We start from the raw sequence: 16,723 nt of genomic DNA on the forward strand, positions 1-16,723 counted from the left end.
AACAAGTACAAGCAAAGTTTAAATTTAAAAAGACAATACAATGAAAATATTCAAATATATAATGGCAGTAGCAGTTATGGCTACTATTACAGTAAGTTGTGATAATGATGACGACGTGACTGGTGGAGAGACTGCAACAACAGACTTCTCAGGTACTTTTACTACTCAAGATCAAATGGGTAGACCTGGTATTAACACGGTACTATCTGCAACAGATGCAGACGAGAACAGTTTTAATATCACTACTCCAGCAGGGCAAATTGCTGCTTTTTCTGGACCATTTAATGATAGATTACAGGCGTATTATGACGCATATGGTGCATCATTTGAAAATAACATTCTAGGACTAGACCAGGCGCAAACTACGGCGGTACTTTCTCTAGACGTTCTTCAAGTATCTCCAGAGGCTCCTACTTCTTATTTTACAGATACGAGCAGTTTCTTAACTGGCCGTACTCTAGAAGATGACGTTATCGATGTATCTTTAATCGTACTTTTTGGTGGTAACACAGGAGCACGTTTTGATGGTAATAACGGTACTCCTAACCTTGTGTCTGATAATGTAGCACTAGAAGGTGGTGTTAGTACAAGTACATTCCCATATTTAACAGCAGCTCAGTTTTAATTAATTGATTCTATTGATAGAATGCCGATTTTCTGTCAGAAGGAAATCGGCATTTTTAATACCCATACTTATGAAATTACTTTATACCTTTTTAATACTTCTAGCAGTTACTTCTTGTAAAAATGAGACAGCAACTACCTCTTCTTCTACCACAACAGCACCTAGTGTTGTCACCTCTACAGCAGACTATGATTCTTATCTAGACCTGGATGATTCTAACTATATCGCTGCATTGCGTGCAGACATAGACAGTTTAGAATCTCTAGTAGCTGTAAATGGTACTGGTGTACTAGATTTAGGTAGACTAGCTTCAAAATTAAACGAGCTGTACGATCTTAAAGCAAACGTAAAAGATTTAAACAGAGCCGTAGAAATGCGTGAGGCTGTGGTGGCAAATATGTATGTAAATCCTGCCGGTTCTAAAAGAGCTCTTGCACAATCTTACATAAAACAACACCGCTTTAAAAAAGCAGATAGTTTAATGAAGTCCTTTGCGACAGGAAAATTATCTGCAGAGAGTCAGATGGTTTATTTTGATATAGCTATGGAACTAGGTGACTATGATCGTGCGAGAAAAATGCTGGATTCTTTAACGAGTAGCAACGATTATAATTACTTGATAAGAGCAGCAAAATGGAATGATCATAAAGGGGATTTGAGCGCCACAATTAGACTTATGGAAACTGCCAAAGATCTTGCTGATAAAAGTGGTAGTCCTGCTTTACAATTGTGGAGCAATTCTAACATCGCAGACTATTATGGACATGATGGACAGATTCAAAATTCTTATGACCATTATTTAAAGACCTTAAAACAAGACCCAAGTAATACTTATGCTTTAAAAGGCATCGCATGGATCGTTTATTCTCATGAAAAAAATCCTGAAGAAGCCCTGCGCATTTTAAATAAAATTAAAGAGCGCCATCCATTACCAGATTATGACCTAGCCATAGCCGAGATCAAAGAATATCAAAACGATACTGAAAGCGCTGAAAAATTAAAAAACGCATTTCTTACAGAGGTGGCAAAACCTGCTTATGGAGCGATGTACAACACCTATAAAATTGAACAATTATTAAGTGGTGATGCAACACAGAAGAAAGAAGCGCTGGTTATAGCGTCTAACGAGGTTAAAAATAGATCTACACCAGAGACTCAAAGTCTATTAAGCTATGCTATGCTTAAAAACGGTAATAAGGAACATGCTCTCAAAAATCAAGAGATGCACGTGATTGATAAAACTTTTGAACCTGTTGCACAGCTACATTCTCTAGAGATTTTAATGGATAATGGTAAGAATAAAGAAGCGCTAACCTATACCAGTGATTTATCTGGTGCGGCTTATGAATTAGGTCCTGTTACAATGAAAAATTATTTTGAATTAATTTCAAAAATTTAAAACCAAGTTGTTGATATATACGTATATATAAATGTTAAGGAGAATGATTGATTTCATTCTTACTAGAGAATAGTTTTTTGGTTGGTTAGTTTTGGTGCCTGGTTCTGGAAAGAGTCAGGCACCTTTTTTTGTGGGCTATTTAAAGTATTCGTGATCTGTAATAGTCTTTAAAAGAAGTTTCAATAATGTAGTTAGTAGACTGGTAATCATCTATTCTATATGTAGTTAAAGCTGTTATAGAGTCCGCTTTCGCGAAAGCGAGACCATTTTAAAGATTACTTATAATTATTATCAAGTGGATAAATACTTTAAGATGAGATACTTAAATAAAAAGGTTTACCGGTATAAAGTATTGAGGTGACTGTAAAATGATACTGTAGAAACAACTAGTTATAAGGATCAATAAAACACAAAAAAAATGCGCAACTATAGCGTTGCGCATTTCATATTTTAAAAGAAGTTTACTGTTAATTAATAACTCCTAGGGTATAAAGTTGTTCTAAGTTAGGTCCTGCTGCACCGCCATAATCTTCTAGTGTGATACCAAAAGCCTCTGTTGCGTTTGCATTTTCTACTCTTATTAAATCATTGCTATTCTCTACAACACCTAGACTGGTAGGTGTTAATGGATTTAAGGTTAATGACCATAGTTGATAAGATTTACCTTGTGGCGCTGTTGGTAAACCGGCAACATCTATATAAGTAACGTTTTCTACAGCGTTATGAAATGCTGTTGCATAGGTGTCTTCAAATCCTTTTTGTCCAGCTAGATCTACTCTACGTGTGTTCTTATCTTTTATAAAAGCAAGTGCTTCTTGATAGTCGTTATTTACTTCTTTAGTTTGTTCCATTTCTGTAGATAAGAAATCTTTTTCTTGCTCTATAGTAACTACCTGATTTTCTAAAGTAGTATTGGTTTCTTGTAGGTTTGCATTATTCATATACAAATAGCCACTACCTATAAGAAGTGCTACTGCAGCAGCCCACCCTAGATAATTGCTCCATGAAGAACCAGTTGTGGTCACCTCATTTTTATCATCACCTATAATGGCTTGTAACTTATCAAATAGTGCCACCTCGTTAGTAGTAGGAGCGAGACCTTTGGCAAGTTTTATATACGTTTCTTCAATTTGTTGTACTTCTAATTGAAGAGGTATGTTATCCTTTATTAGCTGTGTGATCTCAATGGAACGTTCTAAGTCCAGTACTCCACAAACGTAGAGTTCTAAATCGCCGCTATTTATTAATTCTTGAGTATCCATTAGTTTAATATCATGTTTCTTAATGCCATCATACACTTTCTATGTCTGGTTTTCAAGGTTCCAGAAGGCATGTCTAATTCTTTTGCACCATCTTGAAATGTAAATCCTTTAAAGAATATTACATCAATGATTTTAATACACATAGGCTCTAATTTTTCTACCCATTTTTTCAAATAAATAGCATTAGTCGCTGTATCTAAATCATCACTGGTCTCTAGTATATCTACGAAATTATCTGTGCTTAGGTTTTTTAAACCATCCTTATGTCTCTTAGATCTTAAATAATCTATAGAAGCATTGCGAGATATGTTTAAAGCCCAAGTAAAAAACCTGCCTTGCTTAACATCGTAAGAATCAGAATTTTTCCAAATTTTGATAAAAACATCTTGTAATATCTCTTCAGAGACATCTCTATCTTTAACAATATTATAAATAACCCCATGTAAAGCCTCTTGATATCGATCATAAACACGTGTAAATGCTGTTTGATCACCGCTTTTCATTCTGGCAATAAGTAAATCTGGTTGTGCGCTCATTAATTAATGATTAGTTGATAAAGATGCAAAAAAAAGCCTGACTACAGGAATAGTCAGGCGTTAAAGTTTTGGGAGCTATGATTATTCAATCACACCACAAGCGACACGAGCACCAGCTGCACCACTAGGTTGAGATTTAAAATCGTCTGCACTAGCGTGTACGATAACTCCTTTTCCTACTATGTTTCTAGTCTCATCGTCACAGTCTATACACCATTTATCTGTTGTAAATTCTAGTGTAGCTTTACCGTCCTCAGCAACTTCTAGGTTACCTATATCTCCTGAATGAAACATTCCTTCGCCCCATTTTCCATGATCTTCACTAGTTGGATCCCAGTGTCCGCCGGCGCTTTTACCATCGTCAGAGCTACAGTCTCCATTCTGGTGTATATGAATAGCGTGTGTTCCTGCAGTTAATCCTGCAAGGTCTGCATTCATAGTAACACCTTCTTCGGTTTGCATAAACTCGATAACACCGTTTACATCGCTACCACTTTTTGCAGACATGGTTACCATAATCTCTTTACCTACCATTAAAGTAGTGTCATCATGATTTACATGATCGTCGTGTTCTCCATGATCGTGAGAGCCGTCATCTGTGTGCTCGGTTTCATCAGTGATTTTTTCTGTTTCTTTACCTTCTTTACAAGATGTAACACCTAGTGTTAAGGTAAGCGCGATTATTCCTATTGCAATTCTTTTCATAATTTGGTTATTTTAGGTTACTTAATACTTTAAAAGTAAGAAGTTAAAAATAACTTTATCATAAGAGTTTCTCAAATTTCATAGGGTTATGATTTCCTACCTTTAAATTTTCCATGACATTTAATGCTAGATCTACTTTTTTCTGAGAGCCTTTTGCATTGTAAATCATAAAAATAATATTGCGCTGTTTACCAGGTAATAGATTTTCAAAAATCTCGTAGGCTTCATAATCACTTAATAAAACAGCCTCTAACTCTTCAGTCATAGGCGCTTGATATTTGCTCGTATCTTCTTGCATGATTACATTCATAGCGTCTCCATGATTGATAGCTAGTTTTTTCTGGTTAGCCTTTGAAAACATAAGATATACAGAGCCGTGTTTTTTTACTACACCAGCGTATAAAGTAATCTGGTTCTCACCAGTACTTATTTGTGCCACAACACGTTTAATTTTATCTAGTGCTAGCTGTCCGGCAATATCTTCAGGTATAGGCAGCGCACCCATGAAACCATCTGTATTAAGATAGGTGTCAAATTCAAAAACCATTAACTCATCAATTTAGTAACTACTTGTGTTTCTGAATGTAGCGTTTTATGCACAGGGCACTTATCTGCTATTTGTAATATTCTTTTTAATTGTTTCTCGTCTAGATCGCCAGTTATTTTAATTTCTCTTGTAAATGTGTCTATTTCCACACCATCTAGATTACCGTTTATAGGAAATTGTTTGTCATAATTCACGTGGCATTGTACGTTATCTACTTTCCATTCTTTGCGACGGGCATACATTTGTATAGTCATTACAGTACAAGCGGCTAGACCACTAGAAAGTAAATCAAAAGGAGTTGGGCCGAAGTTGTTACCACCTACGCTTTCTGGCTCGTCTGCGGTAAAGTAATGATTACCAGCTTTCATTTGAGTAGTGAACACGTCTTCGTGATTAAGACTAGCGGCAACGTTATCTTTAGAGTTTAATACCTCTTCTTTAGGTTCTTCTATATATCTAGAAGCCCATTTTGCGATTACCTCACCTATATATTTAGAATCAGTTTTATTCATTAATAAATGGTCTGCACCATCTAGACTTATAAAACTTTTAGGATGTACGGCAGCGTGGTATAATTTTTCGGCATGTTTTATACCTACCGTATTATCTTGTGGAGAATGTGCAATTAGAATAGGTTTTCTCAACTCTTTTAATGTATTGGTCACATGTTGCTCGTTGATATCCTTGAGGAATTGTTCCTTAATTTTAAAAGGTCTACCGCTCAATTGTACGGTAGCTTCTCCATTTTCTGTAATGGCATTAATTTGATCTCCAAAAAGATGACTCACATGTTTAGTATCACTAGGAGCGCCTATAGTTGCAACAGCTTTTATGGAGCTCGCTTTCGCGGAAGCGAATATAACAGCAGCACCACCTAAACTATGACCTATTAATAAAGAAGGAGCTTTATAGTTAGTCTCTAGAAAGTCTATTGCAGCAAGAAGATCGTCCACATTTCCTGAAAAATTAGTATCTGCAAAATCACCGTCAGAATCTCCTAAACCTGTAAAATCAAAACGTAAAACACCATATCCAGCAGTGGTTAATGCTCTAGAAATATTCTTTGTAGCGCTGAAGTTTTTACTACAAGTAAAACAATGTGCAAAAACAGCATAGTTATGAGGATGGCGATTTGCAGGTAATTCTAGCCTACCGCTTAATTCATATCCTTGTGCGTTTTTAAAATTTATCTTTTCAAAGTTCATGATCGTGATTTTGTATAAAAATAATACCTTTTTATCACAGCAATATTGCATTAACTAATTATTGTAATAGTTACAGTCATTCTTTTTAGATTCTATACTTTTACAACAGATATATTTATTATGAAAAATCTATACTTTTTACTTGTTCTATCGCTGGTTTCCTGCATGAATAACTCATCTGATAAAACACCAGAAGAGCAACAGAAAGACCAGCTTACTACCTTTTATTTTATACGTCATGCAGAAAAAGCTGTAGATCAAGGTAGAGATCCAGAACTTACTGAAGCTGGAAAAAATAGAGCAAGTCAGTGGGTAAATTATTTCTTCATTAAAGATGTAGATCACGTCATATCATCAGACTTTAAAAGGACTAGAGAGACCGCCGCACCACTGGCTAAATCTAAGAAACTGCCAGTAGAATTATATGATGTAAGCAAAGTAGATGGAGTATCTTTATTAGAAACTTATAGAGGTAAAACGGTTGCTTTATATGGACATAGCAACACCATAAATGTTTATGCAAACGCGTTGCAAAAAGATAGTATCTATAAAGAACTAGAAGAATCAGATTACAATCACTTTTTTATCGTGCGTGTCGATAAGGATGGAAATTCTAATGCTACAAAAGAGTCCATGGACTTCATGGAGTAAGCACAGTTAGTAAACCATCACCTATTAATAGTATCAACTACCTTTTTTATACCATATGAAAATTTTAAGCTGGAATGTAAATCGCCATGATGGGGATCTAGAACATCAATCAAATGCAACACGCAAAGAACTAATTCTTGAGCATGATGCAGACATAGTAATACTTACTAATACAAGGCTTAAATTTCATTTAGGAGATTCTTATAAGAGAATTTATACTACTGAGATGCCGCAAAGGCACGACGGTATAGCGTATAAAGCTGGTGAGAATAGAGTAGCTATTTTTACTAAGTTTTCATTTAAGAATAAAGTAAAAACCTATGACGATTATTCTAGCGTGTGTCAAATGCTAGAAACACCTCTAGGTAATCTTAATGTGTATGGTACTATAATCGGCGCTCAAAAAGATCTTTTTGAATCTGACTTTGTAGAACAAAAAGATGATCTAGAGCGCATACAAGGTGCTATATGTTACGCAGGAGATTTTAATATGTCCTTTGTAGAACCATTCTTACCTAGTGAGGATAAGGTAAAGGATATGAATAGCTTTATTGAAGAACAAAAAATGGCAGTCCTTACTGCCGATTTTGAAAATCTAAAGAACCATGTTGCAGTAAGTAAGTCTTTCTTAAAAGGTAATACCACACAGGTAGAGCTTTTTGAAGTACCTAAAGAAATCTCTGAAGAAGAAATAATCGTAGTAGAAATCAAAGAAAAAGAGATTAAAAAACAAGTTAACAACCCTTTACATGGTGTTAAACTAGCTTATATGTTAGAGAAACTTGTCGATCACTACGGTTGGGACGAGTTAGGAGATCGCATAAGAATCAACTCTTTTAATAGCAATCCTGGTATTAAATCGAGCCTTAAGTTTTTACGTAAAACAGACTGGGCAAGGAAGAAAGTAGAAGATATGTACTTGCGTACGTTTGTGGATTAGGGGTTTAAATTATTTATACAGAAAAGGGTGGAATTTATTCCACCCTTTTTTTGATACAATAGATTCTGATTTAAACTCCAACCGTAAAACCCTTTTGGTTGCTCTTGCGGCTGCGCTGTCATCATTGCCAACCTGTTTTCCCTTTAAAAAAGGGAAATGCTTTTTGGTTGTGTGGTATTTTGGGTTAGGGATTTTTTTTAAACTGTTTTAAGGTAACATCCAAAATCTCCAACCATTCCAGTAGTCACTATAGTTTTCACCAAATGTTTGGAATGTTTCTGGCATTGCTAGATGGTTAACACTAGCATGATGGATATAATCTTCTTCGCTTTTAAAAAACGTAATATAGTTAGTTTTTACATTCCATAAGAAATAGGGTAGTGGTCTATCAACTGGGCTTACAGCTGTTGTACCTACTACAACATCTTCCATGATAGAAAAGCTTTCTATACTCATAGCTCCATATGGATAATTTACAGGTTCAATATTAGTTTCTATCCAGTTGGTATTATCTATCTCTTGAAAGTGGGATAAAGGAATTCTAGCGCTATCGCCTAAACCATGATCTCCCCAAAAAGTAAATGAATAACCAAATAACAAAATAGAAATTATAAAGCCACTAGTGAACCACAACGACTTCTTATTTTTTAATAAATTTTCAAATATCCTATCAGGAAAGAACTTTGCGAGTATTATAATTATCAATACCACTAGTGTCGCATAAACACTGCCCAAAATAGCTATTTTAATAAATAAAGCTATTAAACCTACTAACGCTTCCATCTTAAAAGGATTTTATTTAATTTATAAAGGGTAAGATAAATATTGCATTGCATTTTGTTAAGAATATTTTACTCCATCTTTTAAATAAAGCACAAAAAAATAGGCAGAAATTATTCTGCCTATTTTTAAAATATAATTTTACTCACGAACTCAAAGACTATTCCTCAAACATATTCACAGTAACGAGTTTCATTTCTGCTATAAATGCTTTCCATTCTGTATTTAAAAAGTTTTGAGCTTCTATATTGACTTCTTTTGCAAGTGTTTCTGCTTGTTGGTACAATTGCTTCTCTGTTGCTGTTTGTGCTCCCTGACGGCTTCTTATATAGCCAGACGCACTTCTCACACGATTTAAAACAGTAACCTCAGGATTGCGAGTGATTCCTTGACGCTTGTCAGGAGTACCGAAGTATTTATTCTGTAGTTTTTCTATTTGTTTTACTATGGAATCTGTAGTTTTTATTTGTTCTTTAAAAGCTTTTTTATCTTGAGATTTTAAAAGTTTTTTAAAGCTATCTGCTGTTTTTTTGTTTTTAGCTAGCTGACTAGTTACCAACTCGATATCATTCATTAAAGTTTGTAATTGATATTGTGCAGCGCGCATTTCTTTGCGATTAGTTAGTGTGAATTCATCAATACGTGGGTCTTCTTTTACCTCGATCATGGTCTCACTGGTTAGGTCTCCATAATGCAATACGGCTTTGTATGTACCAGGTAAAACGCTGTTGCCACTTGGTTCTCTTTTAGAATCATTTACACCGCGAGATGGAGATTTTGTACCTTTTTCATCCAGTCTCCAGGACCAGTTATGGATGCCTTTTTCTTTAGGAACTTTACGATTTAGTGTTCTGATTAACTCTTCCCCTTTATAGATTTTTAAGAATAAAGAATCTGTTTTTGTAGTGTCAGATTTTGCCTTTAGATCTTTATCAAAGAAGTATTTGAACTGTCCTATAGGTCGGCTTCTGTTTTCTCCACGGAACATGGCATCTGCGCCAAATCTACTACCTGTAGGTTGCTGGTAACGCGCAAAGTACGCTGTAGGAGGCTCGTATAATGCGATAGATTGTGTAGGTCTCGCTTTCGCGAAAGCGGTAAAAGGAGCAAGGTCATCAAGAACCCATGCAGCTCTACCGAAGGTACCAATAATCAAATCGTCCTCACGTGGGTGAATTACTAGATCTTTTACAGAAACGGTAGGAAAACCGTTAGTGTATTTAGTCCAGTTATCACCAGCATCTATACTTACATAAAGCCCGTCATCAGTACCTAAAAAGAGTAGGTTGTTCTCTTCTGGATGCTCGATAATACAAAGTGCATAACTAATCACGTCGTCTTTATCCACGATGCGAGTCCAGCTTTTACCATAGTTAGTGGTGCGGTAGGCATAAGGCTCAAAGTTAAACCTGCGGTAATCGTTTGCAACGAGTAGGGCATGGCCTTTCTTAGTTTGAGAAGCTTTGATCTGTGTGATCCAGCTACCTTTAGGCAGGCCGCGTAAACCACTAGTTATATTATCCCAGCTATCGCCACCGTTTTTAGTTATATGAACAAGACCGTCGTCAGACGCAGCATAAAGCACATCTTTTTCTACAGCACTAGGCTCTATTACTAGTATGGTGGTGTGATTTTCTGCACCAGTGGCATCCATAGTTAAACCACCAGATTCTGATTGTTTTTGTTTTTCAGGATCGTTAGTAGTAAGGTCTGGAGATATTACCTTCCATGTAAGTCCTTTATCGGTAGATTTATGTACAAACTGACTACCAAAATACAGGGTAGAATTATCAAAAGGATCGATGTTAATGGCACTGTTCCAGTTAAAACGCAATTTAACGTTAGCGTCTGGATGTGTAGGTTTTACACTATAGTTATTACCAGTTTGCCAGTCATAACGTTGTACAGAGCCTTGCTGGCTCATAGAATAACCATAACGGCTGTTATCAGGATCTGGAACGACATCAAAACCATCTCCAAAACTGATTTCTTGCCAGTAACTGTTTCTTATAGATTGTGCTCTCCACGAGTAAGCAGGACCGCGCCAGCTACCGTTATCTTGCATACCACCATAAACATTATAAGGAGTTTCCATATCTACATTAATATGGTAAAATTGTGCAACAGGTAGGTTACCTATAAAACGCCATGTTTTACCACGGTCGCGAGTAATGTTTAAACCACCATCGTTACCGTCTATCATGAATTTACCATTCTTAGGGTGAATGTACCACGCGTGGTGATCTGGATGCACACCATTATCTACACCATAAGCTGGCATTAATTGGGTGAAACTCTTACCACCATCTTCTGAAACGTTGATGTATGTAAAAACAGAATACAAGCGGTTCTCGTTTTGAGAATCTACATAAATCTCAGAATAATAAAAAGGACGGTTACCTATGTCACTTTTATTGTTGATCATTTTCCACTTAAAACCACCATCGGTAGATTTATACAATGCATTTTTCTTTGCTTCTACTAGTGCATACACTACACTAGGATCGCTAGGAGCAATGGCAACACCTATTCTACCTAATTCACCTTTAGGAAGTCCTTCTTTACTAGTTATTTTTTTCCAGTTATCACCACCATCGTGAGTGATGTACATTCCAGAACCTTCTCCACCAGATTTAAAGAACCATGGATCACGTTTGTGTTCCCACATGGCAGCAATCAGTTTATTAGGATTTGTAGGATCCATAACAAGGTCTGCCGCACCAGACTTATCGTTAGTGTATAATATTTTTTTCCATGTCTTACCGCCATCTGTAGTTTTAAAAACACCACGTTCTGGATGCACGCCCCATGGAGAGCCTATTGCTGCTGCATATACGATATCTGGATTTGTAGGATCGATAATCACACGATGAATATTGCGTGTTTTTTCAAGTCCCATTAAAGTCCAGCTGTGACCGCCATCTAGAGATTTATAAATACCAGCACCACCGTTTAATGAATTACGTGGGTTACCTTCTCCAGTTCCTACCCATATAACGCTAGGGTTAGACTGTTGTACGGCAACTGCACCTACAGATGCTGTTGCTTCATTTTCAAAAATAGGTTTCCATGTGATACCGCCATTTTGAGAATTCCATAATCCACCACTGGCTGTACCTGCAAAAATGTTTTCTGGATTTTCATGAACCACATCTATAGAGGTGACACGTCCAGACATACCGCCTGGGCCTATGTTTCTAGGTTCTAGATTTTTTACTAGATCTAAATCTAGTTTCTGGGCAAATGCTTGAATGGATAGTAAGCACAATGCGAGCAGTAAAATACGTTTCATATTGTTTTTTTGATTGAAGCTATAAATATAGAACCATAATATGAAAATGTTTTGTTAATAATCTCGCTTTCGCGAAAGCGGAATTACCATAGAACTATTTTGAGGGATTAAAAATCTTAGGTGGTTTAATCTCTTCTTTAGATAATAATAAGGTGATAGGTTTTCTGTTGGGACTCTTACGAAGGAAATTCTCTTTACCATTCCTGAGTCGTCTTAAGTTTAAATTATCAGAATGCTCCTTATCTAAGGTATACAGCTTCCCATCTGGATATATTATAAGATTCACACCATTTACTGCAGGTCCGAAAGTGGAAATTCCTTTTCTTACGGCGTCCTTAATATCATACACACAACCTTCAGGTATATACAGAGAACCGGCCTGTGCCATCCATACTAAATTTATAGAGTCATGTTTATCTACCTTGTCTTGTAATTGTTGACGACTCTGGTTTTCATTATAAAAGTCTTCGTAATCACTCGTATACAAATGAAAATCTAAAATTATAGTATCATTTCGTTTGATGGTTTGCCCAGTTAATTCGGTGAAGTATTGAGCATAAGAATTTCTTAATACGGTATCTATTTTTGTTTCTCTTTGATCTTCATGTATGACTTTAAATAGTTGTCCTTCATCAAGATTTACATATTCTATTCTACTTATAGATTTTGAAAACGTAGATAAATCTATTTTCTTCAGGTTTTTATCTACCGTAACTAAACTGTCTGGGCTACTATCTTTTGTAACTCTCAGATACTTTTTTGTATTGATTACCGTATAATTCTGAATGAAATCTATAGGCTCAGTAAAGGTGTTTTCTTCAGAGATCCACAAAAAGGAAGGTGTCGCAATGTTAGTATTGAAATATGTGAGTTGAAAAAAAAGTAAATCATCATTATAAATTCCAGGTAATTCAATTTCATTACCGTTAGGCGCAGACACGATAAGTGTATTGCCTAGATTTTTTTTAATGCTTTTAAAGATTATAGAGTTTTGATAGGTGTACCAGTGTTTTGAATACAATATTTCATCTCGTACTAAAGTTGCTTCTTCAATAGAAGGGTAATATAAAACGAGTAATGGTGTTTCTGTATCAAAATTATTACCAGTGATTTGATTTATGGAGATGATTTCATCTTTGGCATTTGAAATGTTTACAGGTTTTCTTTTAAGAAACAGTTCATTAATCTCTTGATCATAGGAAGAAATAGCCATCAAACTATCTCTGCCCGTTCTTTTTAATTTCCTGAACTCTTTTTTAGTAATTTCCACACCATTCTGATTAAGGTATAAATTCTGGCTAGTTGCTATTGCTGTTAACAATACTATGATGAGAAATACTATTTTTTTCATGGCTATTTTAGAATTGAGGTTTTAAAATTAATGGACTTGGTTTATTTCTTAGCTTTTTCTTCTTGATGATCCATTATCTTATCCCATGCTTTTTTAGTAAGAATTAATAAAGTTTCTTCTTCTAGGTTTAAAATAGATACGTACTTTTTACTTACTACAATATGTTTATTTATACCAGTATAATCTTTGTAAAGTAACAGCGTGCATACATCTGTCACGTCTATAAAATCAGACACTACATGAGAATGAAAAGAAGATTCTACGTTTTCATTTTCTGTATAATCAAATGTCAAAATGCTCTTATGCAGTTTTTTACGATCCTTAATTTTGTTTCTCTTATTAAAAGTTATTTCGTAATCATTACCTATCAACATTTTAGGTTCATTGCTGCCAGAAATTACATATACTTTTTTCTTTCCTTCAAATATGATAGGTATTAAATTAGGATTTACCTTTTTATAGAAAGAATAGAATCCTTTTTTATTATCCATCATATCTTCAAATGCTGTTTTTCTCATTTCTAGTAAATCAGCTTCTAGATCGGTTATTTGTAAATTTTCAGTATCGACAAATAGACGCTCTGGAGATGGAATACCTTTAAATAAATATCTAGATAGAATTAAGTCCTTACCTTCTCCATAGAATACAGACACGAGGTCATTATCTTTATTTACATAGGAAAAATAGCCTCTAATTAAGTTTTTCTTATCTGGATAAGTGGCAAGAAAATGATCTGTAGCGTGCCAAGATGCTTGCTCCATTACCAGTAATTCTTTGGCTTCTTTTAAAATAGCATCTGCTTTTTCTTGCAAATTTTGAGAAGAAACAGAAAGACTGATAAATAAAAAGGCAAGGCTAAGAAAATATTTCATGAACTTAAATTTAGAATAAATTGAGTTGGTATTGCGCTTTCGCGAAAGCGGGAATTGTTAAATTAGATCTACAATTTAAACATTTTGATTTCCATGTAGCTCATGTAAAAATGCAAGTTCATATTTCTCCTCCTCAATAGTTTGAGTATATGATCTAATGATATCTTGAGTTAGTGTGTCTGCGGTGCTTATTAATTTATTTCGTTTTTTTAATTTTCTAGTCAGTCGTGAAATATATAGAAAGCTGAAAGCAACTAAAATAAAACAAATTCCAAAAAACTGCACAAAATATTTTGTATCATCAATGGCTTGTTTTTCAATTGATTTATCTATTTCTGCTACAAAATTTTGAAGATTCAGTTTTTGGCTATTCATTGCAGCTCCAAAGAATCCATCTTTTATTTTTTCAAGCACATCTTGTTTATATTGATCCTTGTAGCCTTCTAAAAAAACCTGTTTAAATTCAGGATCATTAAATACTATGTCAGAATTGAAAATTAGAAATAGACCTGCTATTAAAAGAAAAAGAGCAACGAGAATTAAAAATATACGTTTTACTAAATAATAAAATGATCTAAAAGACCTACTAAATTTTGAAGAAGAAAGTGATCGGTCTAGTTGTTCTAATTGTTGTTTTCTTTGAGTTAATAGGGTATGTCGTCTTTCCTTTTCTCTTAAAAAAATGGCTACGTTTTCTTTGGTCATAATACGATTGGTTGGTTCGTAAATTTATGAAAAAAAGATAATTTATTATTTCCTCCACGGCGGATTTTTTCTATTCTCACCTGCGCGATACAATACCAAATGATTGCCATCTGGGTCGTATAAGTGCGCCTCTCTCCATAACCAGGACTGATCTATGGGATCATTTTTAAACACCACTCCTTGTGTTTTTAAATAGGTAACCTTTTTATCTAGGTCATCACATTCAAAAAAGATTTTAATACCATCGCCTTGCGGCACTTGATTTACCTGAGAAAGACTAAGTGTAGCATCTCCATGAGGTAGTTCTAACCTAGCGTAGGAGTCATGGGTATGAACTATCAAGTTTAAACCTAGTGATTCATAAAACGCAATGGATTTAGGAATGTCTAAAACAGGTACCGTGATTTGATTGAGGTTCATTAATTATTTGAAATTTCTTTCCACATCTCGTTACCAAAAGGTTTCAACTCATTACTACCCATAATCTCTTCATAAGTAGTAGTAGGGAAGGACTGTCTAGAAGCACGACCGTTTAACATAATGTCATCTAGACAACGTGCTAGAAGTGGTTCATTGATATCTCCTAAGATTCCTAAGTTTTCAAAATCTTCTCCTTGAGCGATGTCTGGCGCTAGACCGTCAAAATAATCTGTGTTTCCTACTGAGTTTAAGCTTTTAAGAATTAACGGTTGCATGGCATATCTGTGAGCAGGGTTTGCACCAGACCTTGCAAAGTTTGCACTATCGTATAAAGTAGTACTTGCTTGAAATTTACCAGCCGTATCATCTCCTACTTGAACCACGTTGATATAAGGATCTAAGGAGTTTATGACTAGTTCACTTGCACTAGCACTGTTACCGGTAGTAATAATATGAACCTGACTTAAGTTTAATGTGTTAAGTGTAGAGCCAGCACCAGTTTGATTTCTAAATAGATTGATCAATTGGTCAGGATTACTAGCTTGTAATTGTGCTTGTACATCTGGATTCCATTCTTCGGTAGAATATACGTCAGTTACTGGATTACCAGATATTAAACTACCTAGAATAATAGCACTGTTTACAGACCCACCACCATTATATCTTAAATCAAGAACTAGATGAGTAACACCTTGCGCTCTGAAGTCTGCAAAAACACCATTAAGCTCTTCATCAAATTGAGACAAGAAACTGTTGTACATTAAATAACCTATTTTTTGAGTTCCTTGATCGATAACCTGACTTACTAGAATAGGGTTTTCTTGAATAACGGCTTTGGTTAAAGTAATCTCATTACCATTAGAAGTAGTTACTCCAGCGCTTAAAGTAGCAAGACCTATGGTATAAGTGTTTTGAGCTAATAAGGTAGCTACGTTAGTTCTGCTTAAACGTATACCGTTAATGGAGTTAAAAATCATACCACGCTGTACGTTTTCTGTTGCAGCACTGGTATTAGGGTGTACATATCTTACATAACCATATACATCTGTGGCGCTACCTGTTTCTCCCACCAGGCCAAATTCCATACCGTTGTTAAGCGTGTTACCAGATAAGATATTTTCTAGAGCAACGTAGTCACTAAAGATGACACTAAAACGATCTGTTCTAGGTCTATCAAAAACTAGAGATTCAAAAAACGTTTCAGGAGAATCAAACTGATCGTGAAAAGCTTCTAATTCTCCTTGGTTTGCAAAGCGATCATCAGCAAGAACATCAACGTCTGCTTTATAAAGGTAAAAAGCATTCATACCTCTATATATAAAATTATTGACCTCACTTTTACCTGCAAACACGTCATCATTATCTTTGAAACAACTGGATAAAGTAGTGAATGCCACTAGAGCGAGTAATGTGTATTTAATAGACTTCTTCAT

The 16,723-nt window shown here is 35.2% G+C and carries 16 protein-coding genes; 4 read left to right on the forward strand and 12 right to left on the reverse strand.

Annotation, left to right across the window (positions count from 1 at the left end):
- Window positions 1–40 precede the first annotated feature (40 nt).
- Both ACJJVN_RS00115 and ACJJVN_RS00120 read left to right on the forward strand, forming a co-directional pair.
- Window positions 41–625 (forward strand): DUF4331 family protein, encoded by a 585-nt coding sequence (locus ACJJVN_RS00115; RefSeq protein ID WP_405376610.1) that lies wholly within the window; start codon window positions 41–43, stop codon window positions 623–625.
- 70 nt (window positions 626–695) lie between these two features.
- Window positions 696–2,024 carry a tetratricopeptide repeat protein gene (locus ACJJVN_RS00120; protein ID WP_405376612.1) on the forward strand — a complete coding sequence of 443 codons (1,329 nt, stop codon included), beginning with the start codon at window positions 696–698 and terminating at the stop codon, window positions 2,022–2,024.
- Between the two features lie 467 nt (window positions 2,025–2,491).
- Here the strand turns inward: ACJJVN_RS00120 and ACJJVN_RS00125 are convergent, their stop codons facing one another.
- The 5 genes from ACJJVN_RS00125 to ACJJVN_RS00145 all read right to left on the reverse strand — a co-directional run bounded on the left by ACJJVN_RS00125 (window position 2,492) and on the right by ACJJVN_RS00145 (window position 6,279).
- Window positions 2,492–3,286, reverse strand: a complete 795-nt coding sequence (locus tag ACJJVN_RS00125) for an anti-sigma factor domain-containing protein (protein WP_405376614.1) — start codon at window positions 3,284–3,286, stop codon at window positions 2,492–2,494.
- On the reverse strand, window positions 3,286–3,822 hold the full coding sequence (locus tag ACJJVN_RS00130; RefSeq protein WP_405368112.1) for an RNA polymerase sigma factor: 537 nt from the start codon (window positions 3,820–3,822) through the stop codon (window positions 3,286–3,288). Before ACJJVN_RS00130 ends, ACJJVN_RS00125 begins: the two co-directional genes overlap by 1 nt.
- An 81-nt stretch (window positions 3,823–3,903) precedes the next feature.
- Window positions 3,904–4,527, reverse strand: coding sequence for a superoxide dismutase family protein (locus ACJJVN_RS00135; protein ID WP_405376616.1), 624 nt, complete (start codon window positions 4,525–4,527; stop codon window positions 3,904–3,906).
- Window positions 4,528–4,585: 58 nt separating this feature from the next.
- Window positions 4,586–5,074, reverse strand: coding sequence for a YdeI/OmpD-associated family protein (locus tag ACJJVN_RS00140; protein ID WP_405376617.1), 489 nt, complete (start codon window positions 5,072–5,074; stop codon window positions 4,586–4,588).
- On the reverse strand, window positions 5,074–6,279 hold the full coding sequence (locus ACJJVN_RS00145; protein WP_405368118.1) for an alpha/beta fold hydrolase: 1,206 nt from the start codon (window positions 6,277–6,279) through the stop codon (window positions 5,074–5,076). Before ACJJVN_RS00145 ends, ACJJVN_RS00140 begins: the two co-directional genes overlap by 1 nt.
- Before the next feature lie 120 nt (window positions 6,280–6,399).
- On the opposite strand from ACJJVN_RS00145, the gene ACJJVN_RS00150 reads away from it, so the two are divergent.
- Entirely contained in the window at window positions 6,400–6,930 is a 531-nt protein-coding gene (locus tag ACJJVN_RS00150) for a histidine phosphatase family protein (RefSeq protein ID WP_104515847.1), read from the forward strand.
- A 721-nt stretch (window positions 6,931–7,651) separates the two neighbouring features.
- Window positions 7,652–7,870: a VF530 family protein gene (locus tag ACJJVN_RS00155; RefSeq protein WP_262497520.1), complete on the forward strand. Its 219-nt coding sequence runs from the start codon at window positions 7,652–7,654 to the stop codon at window positions 7,868–7,870.
- 207 nt (window positions 7,871–8,077) lie between these two features.
- Here the strand turns inward: ACJJVN_RS00155 and ACJJVN_RS00160 are convergent, their stop codons facing one another.
- The 7 genes from ACJJVN_RS00160 to ACJJVN_RS00190 all read right to left on the reverse strand — a co-directional run bounded on the left by ACJJVN_RS00160 (window position 8,078) and on the right by ACJJVN_RS00190 (window position 16,723).
- The gene (locus ACJJVN_RS00160) at window positions 8,078–8,653 is read right to left on the reverse strand and encodes a hypothetical protein (RefSeq protein WP_405376619.1); all 576 of its coding nucleotides are present in this window, start codon (window positions 8,651–8,653) and stop codon (window positions 8,078–8,080) included.
- A 157-nt stretch (window positions 8,654–8,810) separates the two neighbouring features.
- Complete coding sequence (locus ACJJVN_RS00165; protein WP_405376621.1) at window positions 8,811–11,942, reverse strand: WD40/YVTN/BNR-like repeat-containing protein; 3,132 nt, start codon at window positions 11,940–11,942, stop codon at window positions 8,811–8,813.
- 94 nt (window positions 11,943–12,036) lie between these two features.
- Window positions 12,037–13,293, reverse strand: coding sequence for a hypothetical protein (locus tag ACJJVN_RS00170; RefSeq protein WP_405376623.1), 1,257 nt, complete (start codon window positions 13,291–13,293; stop codon window positions 12,037–12,039).
- 41 nt (window positions 13,294–13,334) lie between these two features.
- On the reverse strand, window positions 13,335–14,165 hold the full coding sequence (locus tag ACJJVN_RS00175; protein ID WP_405376625.1) for a hypothetical protein: 831 nt from the start codon (window positions 14,163–14,165) through the stop codon (window positions 13,335–13,337).
- A gap of 75 nt (window positions 14,166–14,240) precedes the next feature.
- Window positions 14,241–14,870, reverse strand: coding sequence for a hypothetical protein (locus ACJJVN_RS00180; RefSeq protein WP_405376627.1), 630 nt, complete (start codon window positions 14,868–14,870; stop codon window positions 14,241–14,243).
- A 45-nt stretch (window positions 14,871–14,915) separates the two neighbouring features.
- A complete protein-coding gene (locus ACJJVN_RS00185; protein WP_405368134.1) occupies window positions 14,916–15,290 on the reverse strand; it encodes a VOC family protein in 375 nt (124 codons plus the stop codon).
- On the reverse strand, window positions 15,290–16,723 hold the full coding sequence (locus tag ACJJVN_RS00190) for a S41 family peptidase (protein WP_405376629.1): 1,434 nt from the start codon (window positions 16,721–16,723) through the stop codon (window positions 15,290–15,292). Before ACJJVN_RS00190 ends, ACJJVN_RS00185 begins: the two co-directional genes overlap by 1 nt.

Origin of the sequence: Nonlabens sp. Asnod3-A02 (assembly GCF_045063755.1) — a bacterium.
Taxonomy (GTDB): domain Bacteria; phylum Bacteroidota; class Bacteroidia; order Flavobacteriales; family Flavobacteriaceae; genus Nonlabens; species Nonlabens xylanidelens.